Below are 18,026 nucleotides of genomic sequence, written 5' to 3' on the forward strand. Positions count from 1 at the left end.
TAAGTTTGCTAAACACTGCACTTAATTTAGATTCAAATTTTATTAAGCCTATTTTATAAATATCAACTCTTAAAGCAGCAAGTGCCCGGCTTACTTAAAAGCAGCCGGGCGCAAATATTCAAATGTTACGAACTACTCTTCGTCAGCGTGAACAGCACTCATCTCGATAGTATCTGTATTATCCGCATTCTCAGAGTTACTTGTCTCTTCTGAGTCTTCTAAATCTTCAGTTACTTCAGATTCTTCATCAGATTCTTCATCAGGAGCAAATTGAGCATCATCTTCACTCATGCCAATTTCATCCATCATGTCATCATTCAAATGCTCTAAATCATAGTCGATAACAATATCATCAGGATTTATATCTTCGTCATCAACATCAGCATACTGTTGCTCAAGCTTATCAAGCAAAGACTCTAATTCAATTGCTTCGTCACTACGACCGGCTTCTTCCAAGAAGTATTGTTCTGCTTGAACTGCACGCATACGATACTCTCCAGGAAGACCCTTTGAACGACCCATTGCATGAACCAATTCAATAGCCTTATCAGCATGACCAGTATCAGCCAAAACGCCTGCATAAACGAGGAACATTTCGGCTTTTACTTCTCCTCTTAAGGTTTTTGCTTCATCTGACATGCAAATTTCTAAAGCCTTATCTAGATTTCCCATACCGCGCTCGCAATCGGCAATAAATGGCAAATAATCAAGGTAACCATTCATTCGCATTGCAGTGCGGAATTCCTTAGAAGCAAGCTTGTAATCGCCCTGACGATAGGCCACAAAAGCTAAAGTTTCGCGAGCAAAATCAATACGAGATGCTTGCTTAGCAGCCCACTTTGCATGTTCTAATGCAAGTTCAGGATTTTCTTCTTGCAAAGTATAGGCCGCAAGAATATGAAGACCAATATTTTCAGCATGCTCCTTTGAAAGACCGCGCAAACGCTCGCGATCTTCTTTAGAAAGCATTGCCCATTCCAAACCTTTTGGCATCTTAGGCTCACCAGGGCGGCGTGCTGTATAAGGATTTTGAGATGGATAAGAAACAGTTCCGTCAGAATTGCGGCGTGGACCATCTTCAAAGCGGAAGTTACTACGCGAATTTGCGCGACGGTCATCTCTGCGGTCATCTCTGCGATTGTCACGACGATCAAAACGACGCTCATTATCTCTGCGCTCATCGCGACGATCATCTCTGCGGTCATCACGGAAGCCACCCTTAGAGCCTTTATGAAAATCTTTATGGAAATCGCCATTGCGATGGTTCTCACGACGATTATCCCTGCGATCGTCACGATGGTTAAAACGATGTTCACCATCAAACTTCTTGTAGCGTGGGTTGCCACCTTCTTCACCAGAATGTTCAAAATCTCTAGAGCGACGATCATCGCGACGATCATCTATACGATCAAAATGACGGTTACGATCAAAGCGACGATCATTATCGCGATTCTCTGAGCGGAATCCGTCCTTCTTAAAACCATTCTTCTTAAAACCACCGCGACGGTCATCTTTACGATCGTCATGACGGTTAAAACGACGATCACCATCACGCTTTACGCCAGAGCGGAAGCTCTCTTCACGGTCATCATCATTACGGCGGAAACCACCCTTCTTAAAACCGCCTTTATGGAAACCATCTTTATGGAAACCGCCGCGACGCTCGCTACTTTTACTACCATTGCGATGACCAAATCCACCACGTTCACCAAAAGATTTCTTACCACTCCGCGAGTGTTCGCGTTCTTCGCCCATTCTGGCATACCTCTCATCTATGTGCAATTTTATTACAAAATCACATTTTAATTATATTCATAAAACAACTAAACATCTGCTGTAAGCAAGCTATAGCATACATCAAGCAGCAAGCTTACAACAGATGTATTTTTTAATAAATACAAACATTTATTAAGCGCGCTCTACGGCACCGATAGCTTTCTTGCCTCGGCGAAGCAAAGCGAAACGACCGTGCAAGAAAGAGTCCTCACTTAACACATCGTCGACACCACTTACACGTTCATTATTTAGATACAAACCGCCTGCTTCAATAGCGCGACGAGCTTCGGAAACAGTGCGGAACAGACCTGCGGCAACTGCAGCCTCAACAACACGATCTGCAACTTTAGCCTTAGCGAAATCTAAACTACCGTCTTCAGCCTTAACCTTAACGCCATCTAAAGCAGCTTCAAGAGTCTGCTCATCAATATTGCAAAGATTGCCACGTCCAAACAAAGCGGAAGAAGCTTCAATAGCCTGGCTCGTTAAATCTTCACCGTGAACGAAACTTGTAACTTCCCACGCAAGCACGCGCTGAGCTTCACGACTTCCAGGATCATCCTGAATTTGCTGAGCTAAACGCTCAATTTCATCTTTTGGCAAGAAAGTGAACACCTTAAGCAACTTAACAACTTCATCATCAGGCTGATTGAACCAGAACTGATAGAAGCGATAAGGGCTAAGCATAGAAGGATCAAGCCACATGGCGTTACCTTCTGACTTACCAAACTTACGACCTTGATTATCTGTAATAATTGGGCTAGTAAACACGTTTACGGATGCGCCACGAACCTTACGAATCAAATCCATGCCGGAAGTGAGATTACCCCACTGATCCGAACCGCCAAGTTGCAAGGTTACGTTGTAATTATCAAACAAGTACAAGAAGTCGTTGCCTTGCAAAACTTGATAGCTAAACTCAGCAAAAGAAATACCTTCATCGGAATTTAAGCGACGAGCAACAATATCCTTAGAAAGCATTGTGCCAACACGGAAATTCTTACCAACATCACGCAGGAAGTCGATAGCAGACATCTTAGAAACCCAGTCGTAATTGCTAACAAAACGAACAGGATTTTCACCATCAAGAGGCAAAATTCTGCCAATCTGCTTACGCAAACGTTCAGCCCAGCCAGCCACAATATCTTTAGAATTAAGAGTGCGTTCTCCGCTTTGACGAGGGTCACCAATCAAACCAGTGGCACCACCAACTAAAGCAATAGGATGATGACCTGCAGCCTGCAAGTGGCGCATATTAATAAGCTGCACAAGATTACCAATATGCAATGAAGCAGCAGTAGGATCGTAACCGCAATAATACGTTAATGGTTCTCCGTCAAGCGCTTGAGCAAGTTGCTGCTCATCAGTAGATTGTGAAATTAATCCACGCCACTTAAGCTCTTCAAACAAAGAAGCAAAACCTGCTTCCTTGTAGTTCCTGACCTGAGCCATTCGTATCTCCTTAATACAGAATACCGATAAATATCGGGCGCTTTGCGCGTCCACAAGCCTTTCAATTTTTGCAGCACATGACGACACGCATAATAAAAAGTGCCAAATATCATAACGTACGATACTTGGCACTATAACGTTACAGCTAATAATCTAATTTTAAAATTATTTTATAGACGAAATATAAGCAGAACCATCGCTTTTCGAATTTGCAAATTTATAATAATTATCGATTGCGTTTTCAGCCTCTACAATTTGCTCTTTAACTCGCACGAAGGCTGTACCGCCACGACCGCATCTGGCAGACACAGATCCAGCACTAGTCAATATTGTTCTAATATTCGCAATTTCTTCGCTATCAACAAAACCGCTTAGAATATTTGAAAAATCATCATCGCTTAAATCAGCAAGATCTCCCCCAATTTCCTCAGCTCGCTTTACACACAAACCAGACAAAGTATGAGCATTACGGAATGGAACACCCTTTTTTACAAGCCATTCTGCAATATCTGTAGCAAGAGCGAAACCAGTAGAAGACTGTTCATAAAGTCTATTTAGATCAAATTTCATAGTTTCTACCATTCCAGCAAAAGCTGGAAGCAGCACTTCTAAAGTGTCAATTTGATCAAAAACAGCTTCTTTATCTTCCTGCAAATCGCGAGCATAAGCAGTAGGAAGACCTTTAAGAGTTGCCATTAAACCAGTTAAATCGCCTATTAATCTACCAGCTTTACCGCGAGCAAGTTCCGCAATATCTGGATTCTTTTTTTGAGGCATAATCGATGAGCCAGTTGAATAAGCATCATCTAAACGAACAAATGCAAATTCTTGAGTATTCCAAATAATAATTTCTTCACTTAATCGTGATATATCAACGCCAACCATTGCTGCAATGAATGAAAATTCTGCAACTAAGTCTCTACTTGCAGTTGCGTCTATAGAATTAGCGCAAACTTTTGAAAAACCAAGCTCTTTAGCTACTTCTTCTGGATTAAGACCAAGAGTATTGCCTGCCAAAGCGCCTGCTCCATAAGGGCTTTCATCTGCACGCAAATCCCAATCTATGAAGCGATTTACATCTCGTAAAAGCGGCCAAACATGTGCCATTAACTGATGCGCAAGCAAAATTGGTTGAGCATGTTGCATATGAGTGCGACCCGGCATCACCGCGTCTTTTGCATTTTTTGATTGATTCAGCAACGCTTGGCAAACTGACAACAATAATGATGCAATAATGCGCGCATGCCTACGCAAAAACATACGTATTAAAGCTGCAATTTGATCATTTCTAGAGCGACCTGCACGAAGCTTTCCGCCAAGCTCATTTCCAGCAATTTCAAGTAAACCGCGCTCTAACGCTGTAGCTTCATCTTCATCTTCCTCAATGGGTGCGAAAGTTCCGTCATCTACATGCTTTTGCAATTCATCTAATGCACAAGATAAATCAGCATACTCTTTTTCGTTAAGAAGACCTGCACGATGCAACGCATGCGCATGAGCTCTAGAACCAGCAATATCATCATCCGCTAATCGCCAATCAAATTGTGTGGACTTGCTTAGTTTCGCTAGCTCTGCTGAAGGACCTGAACTAAATCGTCCACCCCACAATGCAATAGGGTGATTAGTATTATTAGTTTCATTATTTTCTAGTTCTGCGGCTGCTGCTTTTGTTGCATCGTGCATAGTTTATTACCTTTATATCTTTTTTATATATATCGTATTAGTTGTTGTTTGCAACGCGCATATCTCTTGCTGCTGCAACCTTGCTAGACAATCCGTAGATTTCAATGAATCCATTGGAAGCACGCTGATCAAATGTATCTGAAGAATCATATGTTGCTAAATTAAAGTCATACAATGATTCCTCAGAACGGCGTCCTGTAACTACAGCTTTGCCAGCATACATAGTCATTCGAATTTCTCCAGAAACATGCTCTTGAGTCTCATTAATAAATGCGTTAAGAGAACGCACAACTGGAGAGAACCACTGACCATCATAGACAAATTCAGCCCACTTTTTATCAAGAGCACGCTTTAGCCTGTGCTGCTCACGCTCCAGGCAGCAATTTTCAAGCTCTTGGTGTGCAACAATTAAAGCTTGAGCACCTGGAACTTCGTACAATTCACGAGATTTAATTCCTACAAGACGATCTTCAATAATATCGATTCGTCCAATTCCTTGCGCTCCAGCTCTTGCATTCATTTCTTCAATTGCTTGCAAAGGTGTTACGCTATGACCGTCAATTGCGACTGGAATACCTTTTTCAAAAGTAATTGTAACTTCATCCGGTTCTTGAGATTCAAGAGGATTTTGCGTATAAGAGTAGCACTCTTCAGTCGGAGCATTCCATGGATCTTCTAGGAAACCAGTTTCGATTGCACGACCCCACACGTTTTGGTCGATCGAATATGGGCTTTTCTTGCTCTGTTCAATTGGAAGCTTATGCTCGTTAGCGAACTCTATTTCAACATCACGAGTAAGTGACAAGTCTCGAATTGGGCTAATAGCTTTTAATTCTGGATCCAAAGATTGGATTGCAACTTCAAAACGAACCTGATCGTTTCCTTTACCTGTGCAACCGTGCGCAATTGTGTCTGCATCAAATTGATGAGCTGCATTCACTAAGTGTCGAGTAATCAAAGGCCTAGAAAGAGCAGAAACCAATGGATACACGTCTTCATACATTGCGTTAGCTTTTAATGCAAGCATGCAATAGTTATCTGCGAATTCTTCGCGAGCATCGACAACATATGCTTCAACTGCACCACAAGCCAAAGCACGATTTTTAATTACTTCAAGCGCTTCACCGCCCTGACCAACGTTTAGTGACACAGCTACAACGTCTTGACCTGTTTGCTCTTTAAGGTATGGAATTGCTACAGAAGTATCGAGGCCACCTGAATACGCCAAGACAATACGTTTTTTATTAGTCATAGTGACCTCCCAGGTCATGTATTGAATAAATAAACAATAAAGAGCATATTATACATATAAAATAAAATCAACAGATGCGCTAAAAAATTATTATATTTTTATCATCTTTGAAGAGTTATTATAAAATATAAAAAATATATCAATTATAGTTATACATATAAAAACGCGCGCAGCTCAGCAATGCACTGCACGCGTATAAATTCTTTTCGTTACTGCAAATTTATTTTTCTAATATAATATTTATTTAAATAGCCACAATATTTCTTAATAAATTGTTTAACGAGAAGCTACTGAAAGCATCCAATTTGCTCGATTTTCAGCTTCTTCATTTGAAACGCAAACCATAATAACTGTATCATCTCCAGCAACTGATCCTAAAATACCTTTCAAAGGCTGACGATCTATAACACTTGCAACGTATTGTGCAGCGCCGGATGGAGTGTGAATAACAACAATATTATTTGCATGCCCAACTTCAGTGACAAGACCTGCTAAAGTGCGAGCAACTTGCTGATCAATTCGCACAGTATCCATAGCATGACGATTGCCAGTACCATCGCCAAGCACATACGCAATCCTGCCATCCGTCAATCGAATTTTAACGGCATTTAACTCATCTAAATCTCGGCTCAAAGTAGCTTGAGTAACATTAAAACCATGACGCGCCAACACTTTAGCGAGTTGAGATTGAGAAGTAATCACTTCTGCCAGTAACGCTTGTTCAATAGCGTTTAAACGCGCTGCTTTTGTTGCAGGACGTTGCTGTTTTATTGACACTTCGTTATTTGATTCTGCATCCGTTTCTGGATTCATCATAGTTTTATCAAAACCTTTCATAAACATATTTTCAATTAAATATATACGAATATGTGTATACATATCTACATGCATAAAAAATTATTTATGTGTTCTTCGTCACACATATCTATTATGCATGAAAACGCTAGATTCTCATTAAAAAATGAATGTTACTTTACATAAAAAGAAAAAAGAGTCAATAATGCAATAAATGCGATTATGCATACTATTATTAGAACGTATGCACAATCGCATTAATTAAAATATATTATATTTTACACTCGCAAAGTTGCGTGCAAGACTTCAGCAGCATCCGTAATCTTCTTACGAACTTCTTCCATCTCTTCGCCAGAAAGTGTTCTATCATTTGCTCGGAACGTTACAGAATAAGCAAGAGAACGCAAACCTTCTCCAAGCTGCTCACCCTCATACACATCGAACAACTCAACAGATTCAAGCAAATCTCCAGCAGACTTTTCAATAGCAGACTGCAATTCATTCGCCTTCAACTCAATTGGTGCAGTGAAAGCAAAATCTTGCTTTACAGGAGGGAAAGTCGAAATTGGTTTAGCTTGAACAGGCTTCATAAGCATATTCTTAAACAATTCAGTTAAATCAAGCTCGAATGCTGCAGAATGCTTAGGCAAATCTAGCGCTTCACAAACATGCGGATGCAATTCGCCAACAATACCGAGATTGACGCTTGAACCATCTTCAGCAAGAACACAAACTTGAGCACTACGACCAGGATGCCAAGAAGATGGAGCATCTTGAGCTTTAAACTGTTCGAGAATGAACTTAACACCAATTCTCTTACCAACTCGCTGGAGTGCTTCAACAGCATCGCTCCAATCGACATCTCTATGAGTACCAAGCCAACCAGTTTCTTCAGCATGACCAGTTAGCAAAGCAGCAACATGCAAAGGTTGTTCCGGTAATCCAGCATCCAGCGCAGCAAGTTCAGCATTAGAAGGTCTAACAGAACCAGGTAATGCAGGAATTGCAGGAGCATTTGGATCGCTAAAGTACACATGACCAAGCTCATACATGGAAATATCTGTTAAACCACGATGAAGATTGCGTCGAACAGTGCCAGCCAAAGTCATCAAAACAGAACGACGAAGCCAAGGTCTGTCTCCAGCCAAAGGATTAGCAATACGAACACTTACTTCAGCAACTTCGTCCACATTTTGGCGGAAAGCCTTAATATCTTCTTCACCAACAAATGGATAACTTAAAGATTCAACAAAACCAGTTTCTGCTAACTCATAAGCAATAGCTCGCCTAGTTTGCTGTTGCGTGGTTAAACCGGTTCGACCAGTAACAGGAACTGCAGGAACCTTAACAGGAATCTCATCATATCCAATAAGTCGAGCGATTTCTTCTACTAGATCGCAAGGCTCATTCAAATCAGGACGCCAAGTTGGAGGAAGAACGGAGAAGGATCCATTGCCACCACCAGCAACAGAGCAACCAATATCGGTAAGAATATCGCTAATGCGATTCAAATCAACTTCCAAACCAGCAACTCGCTGCACTTCATTAGCTTTAAACACAATCACATTTCGCGACTGAGTATTATTAACATCACACGGCGATGTAGATGGCTTAGCTCCACCAAACTGTTCCAAAAGATTCGCAGCCATTTGCGCAGCTGCTGGCTGCAATTGAGTATCAACGCCACGTTCAAAACGACGAGAAGCCTCAGAAGGAATCTTATGTCGTCTAGCAGTGCGAGCAATTGAAACGGGATCAAAGTGAGCTGCCTCAATCAAAATATTTTTCGTTTCACTCGTAACTTCGCCGTACATGCCTCCCATAACACCTGCTAAGCCAAGCACGCGTGAACCGTGGTTTCCATGAGGAGAATCGCAAATAACTAAATCCTCAACATGCAATTCATGATCTTTGCCATCCAAAGTCGTAAGATGTTCGCCATCATGTGCACGACGAACTACAATTGGACCTTCAATTTTGTCTAAATCATAAGCATGAAGAGGTTGACCCAAATCGAGCATGACATAATTAGTGATATCAACGGCAAGAGAGATACTGCGCATACCTGCACGCGTTAAACGACGCTGCATCCAACGTGGGCTTGCACAAGTGGAGTCAAAACCATGTACAGCACGCGCATAATATCGATCACAACCAGGTACACCATGAATTGGATTAGTATCTTCAATGCTCACGTCAATATCTGAAGTCTTGTGACCTTCATCATTAATTTGCGATACCTGCTCATTCAACTTTGAAACAGGATCCGTATAAACAGCACCAGTTGAATGATGATATTCGCGAGCAACACCACGATAAGAGAAAGCATAACCACGATCAGGCGTTATGTTAATCTCCAAAATCGGCTTATTAAGATGCAACAACTCCATTACATCATCGCCAGGCTTCAACTCATCATATTCAGCCTTAGAAAAGCCATATTCACGCAACAAAATAATGCCATTGTGGCTATCTCCCAAACCAAGCTCACGCTCTGAAGCACACATACCGTCAGAAATATGACCGTAAGTCTTGCGCGGCTCAATCTTAAAATCTCCAGGCAGAACAGCACCAGGAAGAGTTACAACAACCTTTTCACCAGCAGCCATATTAGGAGCACCGCAAATAATGCCACGAGGAACTTTTTTACCGTTTTCGTCAACATCGTTGTATTTATCTCCGACATCAACATGGCACCAATTAATAGTTTTGCCATTTTTCTGCGGTTCAGGAGTTGCGTCAACTACGTAACCGACAACAATTGGACCGGTAACTTGAGAAGTGTGAATCTCTTCTTCCTCTAAACCAACACGAACTAAATCTTTAGCAAGCTGTTCGTATGTTAAACCTTCTGGCACTTCAACATGATCTTTAAGCCAGTCAATATCTACCATTGGCATGAGTTTTACTCCCCCATCACAAACTGTTCACTGAAGCGCTTATCGCCTTCAACCAAATCATGCATATCGTTAATGTCATGTCGAAGTAGCAAAGTTCGCTCCAAACCTACTCCGAAAGCAAAACCAGTATAAACTTCTGGATCTAAACCAGCAGATTTAAGGACATTAGGATTCACCATTCCACATCCGCCCCATTCAATCCAGCCTGGGCCGCCCTTTTTATCTGGGAACCAAAGATCCAGCTCAGCACTAGGCTCAGTAAATGGGAAGTAGCTTGGTCGCAAACGGCTCTTTGCATCTGGACCAAACATAGCAACAGCCAAACGATCGAGAACACCCTTTAAATCAGCCATTGTTAAATGCTTATCCACAGCCAAAGCTTCACATTGATGAAAAACTGGAGTATGCGTTGCATCCAGTTCATCAGTGCGGAACACTCTACCAGGAGAAGCAATATACAGAGGAACTCCACGCTCAATTAACGCACGTACTTGGTCAGAGGAAGTTTGCGTGCGCAAAACCATATTTGAACCAACAAAGCCTGCGGCATCCTTAGCTTGATTTCCTTGAACGTAGAAAGTATCTTGCATTTGACGCGCAGGATGATCCGGTCCAAAGTTCAATGCATCGAAATCAAACCATTCAGTTTCAACTTCTGGACCCGCAGAAATCTGCCAACCCATAGACACAAAGAAGTCTTCAAAATCTTCAATAATACGAGCAATAGGATGACGAGCACCTAAAGGCTTACGATTAATTGGAAGAGTCATATCTACAGTCTCTGCAGAAAGCATGTTAGCTTCTTCAACGGCTTTAATTCGCTCTGTAGCTTCTGCAAAAGCTCGACCAAAATCAGCTCGCAAAGTTGACATCACCTTGCCAACTTCCTTCTTTTGATCTGCAGGCAAAGAACCAATTGCTTTGCTTGCAACAGTCATCACTGACTGCGCGCCAGCATACTTAGTTTTAACAGCCTTCAGCTCTTCCATAGTTTGAGCAGCTGTAACGCTAGCAATACCTTCTTTTACTGCTTTAGTTACAGCTTTAATATCGAATGGCTTATTATCGGTCACAGCACCCTTCCTATCTGTGTTATACGTATATTCATTGTTTATATACGATATTGCAAAATATTGCCCAAAGTTATATTTTTCGCTCATGACTCGACATAGCCAAGCCCATAAGCATTACTGCTGCACTTGTTGCAAGGTTCATTGATTCTGCTTTTCCATATATTGGAATTATTGAAATATCGTCAACCTGTTGCAATACTTCTTTAGGTAAGCCTCTAGCTTCATTGCCAAATAAAATAGCCAAAGAACTGCTAATAACCTCGGAATTGACTAAAATTTTTGGAAATGGCACAGGTTTAATCTTGTCAGTTCCGTAAATATCAGCTGCAATAATTCGAATATTTGATTTTGCAGCGCATTCGAACCAGTCTTGAACGCTTAATTGCACTACAGGAAGATGAAATAGTGAACCTGCAGTCGAACGCACAAGCTTAGAATTCCAACGACTTACGCAATCATCAACAAAAACAACAGCATCGCATCCAGCAACATCTGCAACGCGAATAATAGCACCAGCATTGCCAGGATCTCTTACCTGCCAGCAAGCTGCAATACGAAGAGGCTTAAAATCGTTTTTTGATTTTACTTGTGCTGATTGTTGCAAATTTTTAAACTCACTAAAATAGATATCATCTAAAGATTTCGAATTAGCAACCGCAACAATTCCCTGTGAATCAGCACTAATTTTTTGCATAATACTCGGTTCAACAGGATGAACATAACAAGATCGAGATAAAGCTTCTTTAACTATTTCCCGCAAAGAAGAAAATTGTGAACTTTCCTTTTCATTACCTTCACAAGCATCTTTAGTAACATAAATATCACATAACGAATCTGTGGCATAACGTATAGCTTCACGCACACTTTGCGGACCTTCAACTAAAAAACGCTGCAAATCATGCGACTTTGCGCGACCTAAAGAAACAAGTCTGCGCACGCGCTCACTGTGAGTATTATCAATTAGTTCTTTTAACGGCATAAATATAACTTTACTTCAAAAACGATTACGACACAGGAAATACACATTCACACATTTATGCAAACCTGCCACATTCATTGCAACAAAACTTATAAGCAAAACCTTATAAACTCTATTCATGATGCTCTGAAGCACTGGAAGTTGTATAACCTTTAGGCTCAAGTTGAAAAGTAGTGTGAGACACAGAAACAGGAAAATGCTCGCGTAAACAGTCCTGAAGCTGAGAAAGCACATGAGAGCATTGAGACATTGTCATATTAGGATCCACAACGACATGTGCCATAAAAATCGGCATACCAGTAGAGACAGTACTAGCATGTAAATCGTGAACTGCAATCACATGAGGAACATGCTCTAGATGTTCACGAACTTTGTTTAAATCAAGACCTTCAGGAGTCTGCTCAAGAAGAACCTTAACAGCATTCTTAAGAAGCTTTAACGCACGAGGAATCATAAGAAGCGCAATAATACCACCAGCTACAGCATCAAAACCTGCCCAACCTGTGCTCATCATTACAATAGCTGAGACTACAACTGCAACAGATCCAAGAGCATCGTTCATAACCTCAAGAAAGGCAGCACGCATATTCATGTTGTCTTGCGATTGAGACATAAGAATTACAAGAGAACCTAAATTCGCAGCTAAACCAAGAATACCAAAGAATAGGAGCTGATTTACATCGTGAATGCCTTGATGACCACTACCAAAAAGACGCATTCCAGCTTCAACAAGAGCATACACTCCTACAAGCAGTAAAATAAGAGCTCCCGCAGCAGCTGTAATAACCTCAAGACGCGCCCAGCCCCACGTACGCTTACTATTTGGACGACGACGCATAAGAATTGCAGTAACTGTTGAAGCTGCAAGAACTGAAATGTCTGTAAGCATATGACCTGCGTCTATAAGAAGCGACAAAGAATTAGTTAGGAAAGAACCAATCACCTCAGCAAAAAACACAGTTGCAGTAAGAGAAAGCGTAAGAAGCAAACGATGCTGATGCGCATGACTTGCGTGAATTGCGGCTGCTTGGGAAGCTGCATTGGCGTTATTGTAATGAGTATCGAAAGAGTTGACATTTGCATTCACACTGCTTGAGCGTGAACCAGTGCCGTTAGTTTGAATTACATCGTTATGATTATGCACTTTCCAGCCTCCTAAAATATTAAAATATTTGGGCGATATCGTTTCTCAATATCATTCGCATTTTGCCGTATACGCAATGAACCCCAGCCTAAGCCGGGGTTCACTATTATCAATTACTTTGTCTATGACTATGTAATCACAAGCTGTCAACATGCATAAACATTGTACAAAACATGTTACAAAGTAATGCTATTTCTCTGCTTTTAGCACTCTTTCACACAGGTAGTACAATACAGAGGATCCAAGCAAAGCAAGTGCAGAGAGAATGAATAAGTAGAAACCAATGCCATAACTTACAGATCCAAGCATCGAGAATCCGCCAAACTGCGATTTGAGGGAAGATATCTTGCCATTAATATGGAAAAACTCAAAAATCATAAATACGGCAGCAACACCGCCAACAATCATCATTATTTTTGACTTATTCATAAAAGCAAAAACTAAAGCAACAATAGCAATAATTATATAGAAAATTCCATCGCCAGGAGTGTTATTATTGTTTACAAAATTAAACGACTTGGAGAGACCAAAGCAATTTACAGTGATAAGTGGCAAGAATGGAGCAATAATTGCAACAACAGAAGCTGCCATATAAGCAATCAAAGAGTACTTATGTAAAAGCTCAGGATCTGAATCTTCAATTACTGAATCTATTGTCTCATTAAAATTCTTAAAGCCATCTTTAACAGAATTTAAAGTATCGTTTGCTGGCTGCTGAGTATTTTGAACAGTCTGCTGCACATTTGGGTTTCCTAAGCGATTTCCGCAATTAGCACATACTTGACTATTTGCGTCGTTCTCTTTACCGCAAAAATTACAAAGCATAATTCACCTTCTACTTCAGTTGTTAAGCAATACAACTATTGCATTGCAAATTCGCAACAATTATAACAATCGAACTGACTATAAGACAAATACGGGATTGTCAATCGCAAATATGCTAAGTAAAGTGCAAATGTGGGTTATAGACCAAAAAGTATGTTTAAAACCTAAGTCTCGTTAAAATATCGAAAGAAATGCTGCAGTTAAGTTAAAGAGGAAGCTGCACCACACCAAAAACCAGCCCTTGAAGGTCAATGATTACGGGGATCCAACTTCCGTAAAGAATATATCAGATATAAAACAAACGTAAAAAAATATTAGTTATTAGACAAACCTTTATAGTCATCGCTGTTTGCTTAACTAGACTTAGAATGAGTCCTGTTCAAAAAAAATTTTTTCCTGCTCCTTTTGATAAAGCAGAGATTGAAGAATCCTTGCTCGCATTTGACGCTGCAGACGCTCTTGAGACATTTTCATTGACTCCTGTCGAATCTGCTCCACATTATTTGCTGGATAAATGCTTGGAAACATTTGAAGACAGCTCGTTATCATTAAGCCCATTGATAACTACTTCTCCTCACAAATTAAACTATATTTAAATTAGCTATTACATTTATATTTCTTTTAATATACTACCGTACTTTTATTGTAAACTCACGAAACATTAATAAATAAAATGAATTTCTATATTCTGCACAAGCACAAAAATTGCATGTAAACAAAAACGGTTCATAAAACATTATTGCTAATTGATATAGCGTCAGAATAATAGTCGTTATCGTGATAACCATTGCACGAATTGAATAGAAAGAAAAGACACAGCGCAACAAGTAAAAAAGTTAACATGAAATGAATATATGATGGTGAATTTGCTTCATCAAATTTCTTATTATCATTAGGAGGCATCCTATGAACCTTATCTGGTACATATCCCGTTAAACATTTTTCTGAATCAATTTTTTCACTTATCAATACATTGCGCCTACGTTTTTTATCAACTTTATTTTGAACGTGTAATGTAGCTTTGCAATCCTTAAGTAGGGATTATCTGAAGTATTTAGAATACCAGCAAGATAGGGTACTGGAGTTGATTGAAATGAGTTCCATAAGAGCGGCGAATACTGCAAGTAGTTATTAAAAAGCTAAGCGGGCTACTTCTATTTTAAGAATACTCATCAGCTTAGCTTTACACACTTTTTGCCAATTACCCCACTTTTTGGCCTATAACCCCTAATTTGAAAACTAATAAATAAAAACGGGGAAGCTGGAAGCTTCCCCTGCAGTGATAATCATCAAATCTGCTGAGCAATCAAACTGGATAACAAGTCCAGTCTTATTGAGAATTAGCATTTACAATATATCATCTTTAGTAAATAGAAAACAAGTGATTTTTTAAGTTTGGTTAGAAGATTTAAAAAGTTAACATATCGATATAATCAATGAATAGTACAGTTGAACATATTATTACTTTCCATATTAGCCGAGTATTTAACAATAAATCGTCAAACGCGTTATTGGCGCAGATTACGTACTGCGCGAGTAACATATGAACGTTGTTTTCTCAGTTTGTTAGCTGAGTTTTTAATGCTGTTTAGATTATGGATTATAGGCACATAATATTCATCAGCTTAGCTTCACGCACTTTTTGGCATATAAGCCGATATGCTCGCAGTCTCGTGCTTATCTGTGGAATTGAACCAGTTAAAATTTCTGATAAAACATCAAATAACCGAGCGCAAGCCAATCCTCGACTAACACTCTGCCGTAAACGACAGCTGCGAGGGACTCGCGCCCGGCTTTAATAATAACTTATTTTATGCAGCAATCACAATGATAAAATGTGAAGTACTCCTCAGACTAATATTCCAGTCTTGAAAGCTGGTTGCCGAGGGCCTCACATTTGTAACATTGCATTTTATGCATTGCACATAAAATAAGAAGACCAGTCATTCCCCCAAACCAACTCTATTAGAAAGAGATTAAGGGTAAGAGGAGCCCTAGATTCCATAAAAAGTATATCAGATAATCTAAATATCAATAATTAAAATACATACATATAAGAAGGAAAACATAGACGATGCATCTTACTGCATACAATAAGATAGATAATACTAGAGTAGTCAAAGACTAATGGACATGATGAAAATTTGTTATGACATGGTTGAGAAACTCCGTCCATATGCAGAACCTAACATGGATAAGCTCTCTAAAGAAGCAGCCAATAGTGCCATTCGAGCAGGCGAACCGTCTATTGCAATTGATTATTATTTAGTAGAAGCATGGATTGCACAAGAGCGCACCTAAAGAGTTGCTAATCGAAGCTTATAATTTGCTAGACCCTTATGAATGTGGTGATGACTACGACGATATAGCAGACGATTTAGGTGTACCTCGTAAAGTTCATTCATCAGATGAATAAGTTTGAGTCTCACCGGGGGTACGTTTTTAGAATTAGCTCTTACCCCTCTTGATATACTTGCCGGTGACGGTACGGGAAGCCTCATCGTGTTGAGAATTAGCTCTTACCCCTCTTGATATACTTGACAATCAGCATCGCGATCAGTATCCTAAGTTAAGAATTAGCTCTTACCCCTCTTGATATACTTGGCAAGCATCAACCTAGTGCGCGCAATAAGTTGAGAATTAGCTCTTACCCCTCTTGATATACTTGTGGAATAAATACGCTCAATCAGACCGCGGTTGAGAATTAGCTCTTACCCCTCTTGATATACTTGCTCATTGTTCATTGGTTTTGCGAGTATTCGTTGAGAATTAGCTCTTACCCCTCTTGATATACTTGGTCATGCGAATAGTAATATTTTCGTTTTGTTGAGAATTAGCTCTTACCCCTCTTGATATACTTGTTATAAGCTCAAGAGGGGCAAGATTTCAATCTTTTTAGGCATTTTTTCATTCAAAAAAGTGTGGCAATTTCAGGAGTTTCAGACGAAATATCCTGATGCAAATTAGTATATCTCAGCGCAGAAGACCATTGATGGTCACTAATATGCAGTATTCTAACTTGACCAAATGGTGGTAAATTCTCTTTTATTGCTTTTACGGTTGAGCGATTACCAGATTGAGTTGGAGTGTAACGAACATACACAGAAAACTGCACCATTGCATATCCCATGTCTAACAACAAATTTCTAAAATCAGTAGCGGCTTTCCTTTGAATTTTTGTAGCTACAGGTAAATCAAACATTACTAGACACCACATTCCGCCACTATCCTCATCAATTTTCATAATCCTCCCTTGTATTCTGGAACCAAGAAATCTTTTGACTGTTTTTCCACATACATTCCATAAGCCTGTGCAATATCATTAAGAGCACTAGGTATAGTTGGCCCAACTCCGTTAAATTGCTTATTCACACTTTCAATAAGATACTTCTTAACTGACTTACTATCTGGCGTATCATCAACAGCTAATTGAGCTACAGCAAAATCTACAGCAGGCCTAAATGGCTCTATAATATCGTCAGCTAAACAGAAATAGTTAGACCTATTATGATGATTCATACCTAATACAGGATTAAGCCCTGCAGAAATTACAGCCTTTATAGAGAAACCCCTCAGTATCGTATAAGCATAATTAAGAGCAGCATTACGTCCAACATTACAACCTGGCACTCTGTGAAAATCTTCTTCAGAGGAAAATATACGTTTCCAATATTCTCTTGCAGCTTGACCTTCTCTATTGGTACTATCGCCAGAATGTACCTCATTTGCAATGCCACGTAGTATTCCGCCACCTTCAATGTTCAACGCATCAAGACATGCAGCCTGTCCACGAATCTTTGATCTAACAACATTAGCCCATGCAGCTTTTCTTCTAGGAATAGATAACGAAGCTTGAGCCAACTGTCTAGTAACAATACGAGTAGGAACATCACTCCAAGAATGCATTGCACAAACAGGAACTCCTTGCCAATTGCATACCATCACACATGTTCCATATACAGCGCATTGATGCAATAACCCAGGTGAACATCCACAATGCAATCCAATTAGTAAAACCGCAGTTTCAGCAAGAGGAATCTCTACAATCTCGCCAGTAACACGATTGTTCACCACTAATCTTCCACGAACATAAGTAAGACTACCGTCTAAAGACGTACAATCAACAACTCGCCAAGCACTCTGCATG

Annotated in this window: 15 protein-coding genes and 1 CRISPR repeat array; of the genes, 3 read left to right on the forward strand and 12 right to left on the reverse strand. The window is 40.0% G+C overall.

The window, feature by feature from the left end; all coding sequences use genetic code 11:
- Positions 1 to 132: 132 nt before the first annotated feature.
- The 10 genes from HXT43_RS02985 to HXT43_RS03030 form a co-directional block, all read right to left on the reverse strand.
- Positions 133 to 1,755, reverse strand: coding sequence for a hypothetical protein (locus HXT43_RS02985; RefSeq protein WP_101892146.1), 1,623 nt, complete (start codon positions 1,753 to 1,755; stop codon positions 133 to 135).
- Positions 1,756 to 1,908: 153 nt separating this feature from the next.
- Positions 1,909 to 3,228 (reverse strand): tyrosine--tRNA ligase, encoded by a 1,320-nt coding sequence (gene tyrS / locus HXT43_RS02990; RefSeq protein WP_004106818.1) that lies wholly within the window; start codon positions 3,226 to 3,228, stop codon positions 1,909 to 1,911.
- Between the two features lie 165 nt (positions 3,229 to 3,393).
- Positions 3,394 to 4,911 carry an argininosuccinate lyase gene (gene argH, locus HXT43_RS02995; RefSeq protein ID WP_004119410.1) on the reverse strand — a complete coding sequence of 506 codons (1,518 nt, stop codon included), beginning with the start codon at positions 4,909 to 4,911 and terminating at the stop codon, positions 3,394 to 3,396.
- A gap of 37 nt (positions 4,912 to 4,948) precedes the next feature.
- Positions 4,949 to 6,163, reverse strand: coding sequence for an argininosuccinate synthase (locus tag HXT43_RS03000; protein ID WP_004106825.1), 1,215 nt, complete (start codon positions 6,161 to 6,163; stop codon positions 4,949 to 4,951).
- 276 nt (positions 6,164 to 6,439) lie between these two features.
- On the reverse strand, positions 6,440 to 6,979 hold the full coding sequence (locus HXT43_RS03005; RefSeq protein ID WP_032842537.1) for an arginine repressor: 540 nt from the start codon (positions 6,977 to 6,979) through the stop codon (positions 6,440 to 6,442).
- A gap of 257 nt (positions 6,980 to 7,236) precedes the next feature.
- Positions 7,237 to 9,858, reverse strand: a complete 2,622-nt coding sequence (pheT, locus tag HXT43_RS03010) for a phenylalanine--tRNA ligase subunit beta (protein WP_101886021.1) — start codon at positions 9,856 to 9,858, stop codon at positions 7,237 to 7,239.
- Positions 9,859 to 9,863: 5 nt separating this feature from the next.
- Entirely contained in the window at positions 9,864 to 10,931 is a 1,068-nt protein-coding gene (gene pheS, locus HXT43_RS03015; protein ID WP_032842538.1) for a phenylalanine--tRNA ligase subunit alpha, read from the reverse strand.
- Between the two features lie 70 nt (positions 10,932 to 11,001).
- A complete protein-coding gene (locus HXT43_RS03020) occupies positions 11,002 to 11,910 on the reverse strand; it encodes a TrmH family RNA methyltransferase (RefSeq protein ID WP_101886020.1) in 909 nt (302 codons plus the stop codon).
- A gap of 112 nt (positions 11,911 to 12,022) precedes the next feature.
- Positions 12,023 to 13,054: a cation diffusion facilitator family transporter gene (locus tag HXT43_RS03025; RefSeq protein ID WP_101886019.1), complete on the reverse strand. Its 1,032-nt coding sequence runs from the start codon at positions 13,052 to 13,054 to the stop codon at positions 12,023 to 12,025.
- Positions 13,055 to 13,243: 189 nt separating this feature from the next.
- Complete coding sequence (locus tag HXT43_RS03030) at positions 13,244 to 13,879, reverse strand: zinc ribbon domain-containing protein (RefSeq protein WP_004119400.1); 636 nt, start codon at positions 13,877 to 13,879, stop codon at positions 13,244 to 13,246.
- Between the two features lie 368 nt (positions 13,880 to 14,247).
- On the opposite strand from HXT43_RS03030, the gene HXT43_RS03035 reads away from it, so the two are divergent.
- From HXT43_RS03035 to HXT43_RS03045, 3 genes are all read left to right on the forward strand, one after another.
- The gene (locus tag HXT43_RS03035; protein ID WP_101886018.1) at positions 14,248 to 14,475 is read left to right on the forward strand and encodes a hypothetical protein; all 228 of its coding nucleotides are present in this window, start codon (positions 14,248 to 14,250) and stop codon (positions 14,473 to 14,475) included.
- A gap of 1,531 nt (positions 14,476 to 16,006) precedes the next feature.
- Positions 16,007 to 16,180 carry a hypothetical protein gene (locus HXT43_RS03040; RefSeq protein WP_101886017.1) on the forward strand — a complete coding sequence of 58 codons (174 nt, stop codon included), beginning with the start codon at positions 16,007 to 16,009 and terminating at the stop codon, positions 16,178 to 16,180.
- Entirely contained in the window at positions 16,161 to 16,295 is a 135-nt protein-coding gene (locus HXT43_RS03045) for a hypothetical protein (RefSeq protein WP_257957786.1), read from the forward strand. The genes HXT43_RS03040 and HXT43_RS03045 overlap by 20 nt, the downstream gene beginning before the upstream one ends.
- Positions 16,296 to 16,323: 28 nt before the next feature.
- A CRISPR array of direct repeats spans positions 16,324 to 16,740; the repeat unit is 32 nt; unit sequence AGAATTAGCTCTTACCCCTCTTGATATACTTG.
- A 50-nt stretch (positions 16,741 to 16,790) separates the two neighbouring features.
- Here HXT43_RS03045 and cas2 read toward each other — a convergent pair.
- The gene (gene cas2, locus HXT43_RS03050) at positions 16,791 to 17,123 is read right to left on the reverse strand and encodes a CRISPR-associated endonuclease Cas2 (protein ID WP_101886016.1); all 333 of its coding nucleotides are present in this window, start codon (positions 17,121 to 17,123) and stop codon (positions 16,791 to 16,793) included.
- The gene (cas1, locus tag HXT43_RS03055) at positions 17,120 to 18,025 is read right to left on the reverse strand and encodes a type II CRISPR-associated endonuclease Cas1 (RefSeq protein ID WP_101886015.1); all 906 of its coding nucleotides are present in this window, start codon (positions 18,023 to 18,025) and stop codon (positions 17,120 to 17,122) included. The genes cas2 and cas1 overlap by 4 nt, the downstream gene beginning before the upstream one ends.
- Position 18,026 lies beyond the last annotated feature (1 nt).

This window comes from Gardnerella sp. DNF01195 (assembly GCF_049244175.1).
GTDB classification, from domain to species: Bacteria; Actinomycetota; Actinomycetes; order Actinomycetales; family Bifidobacteriaceae; genus Bifidobacterium; species Bifidobacterium leopoldii.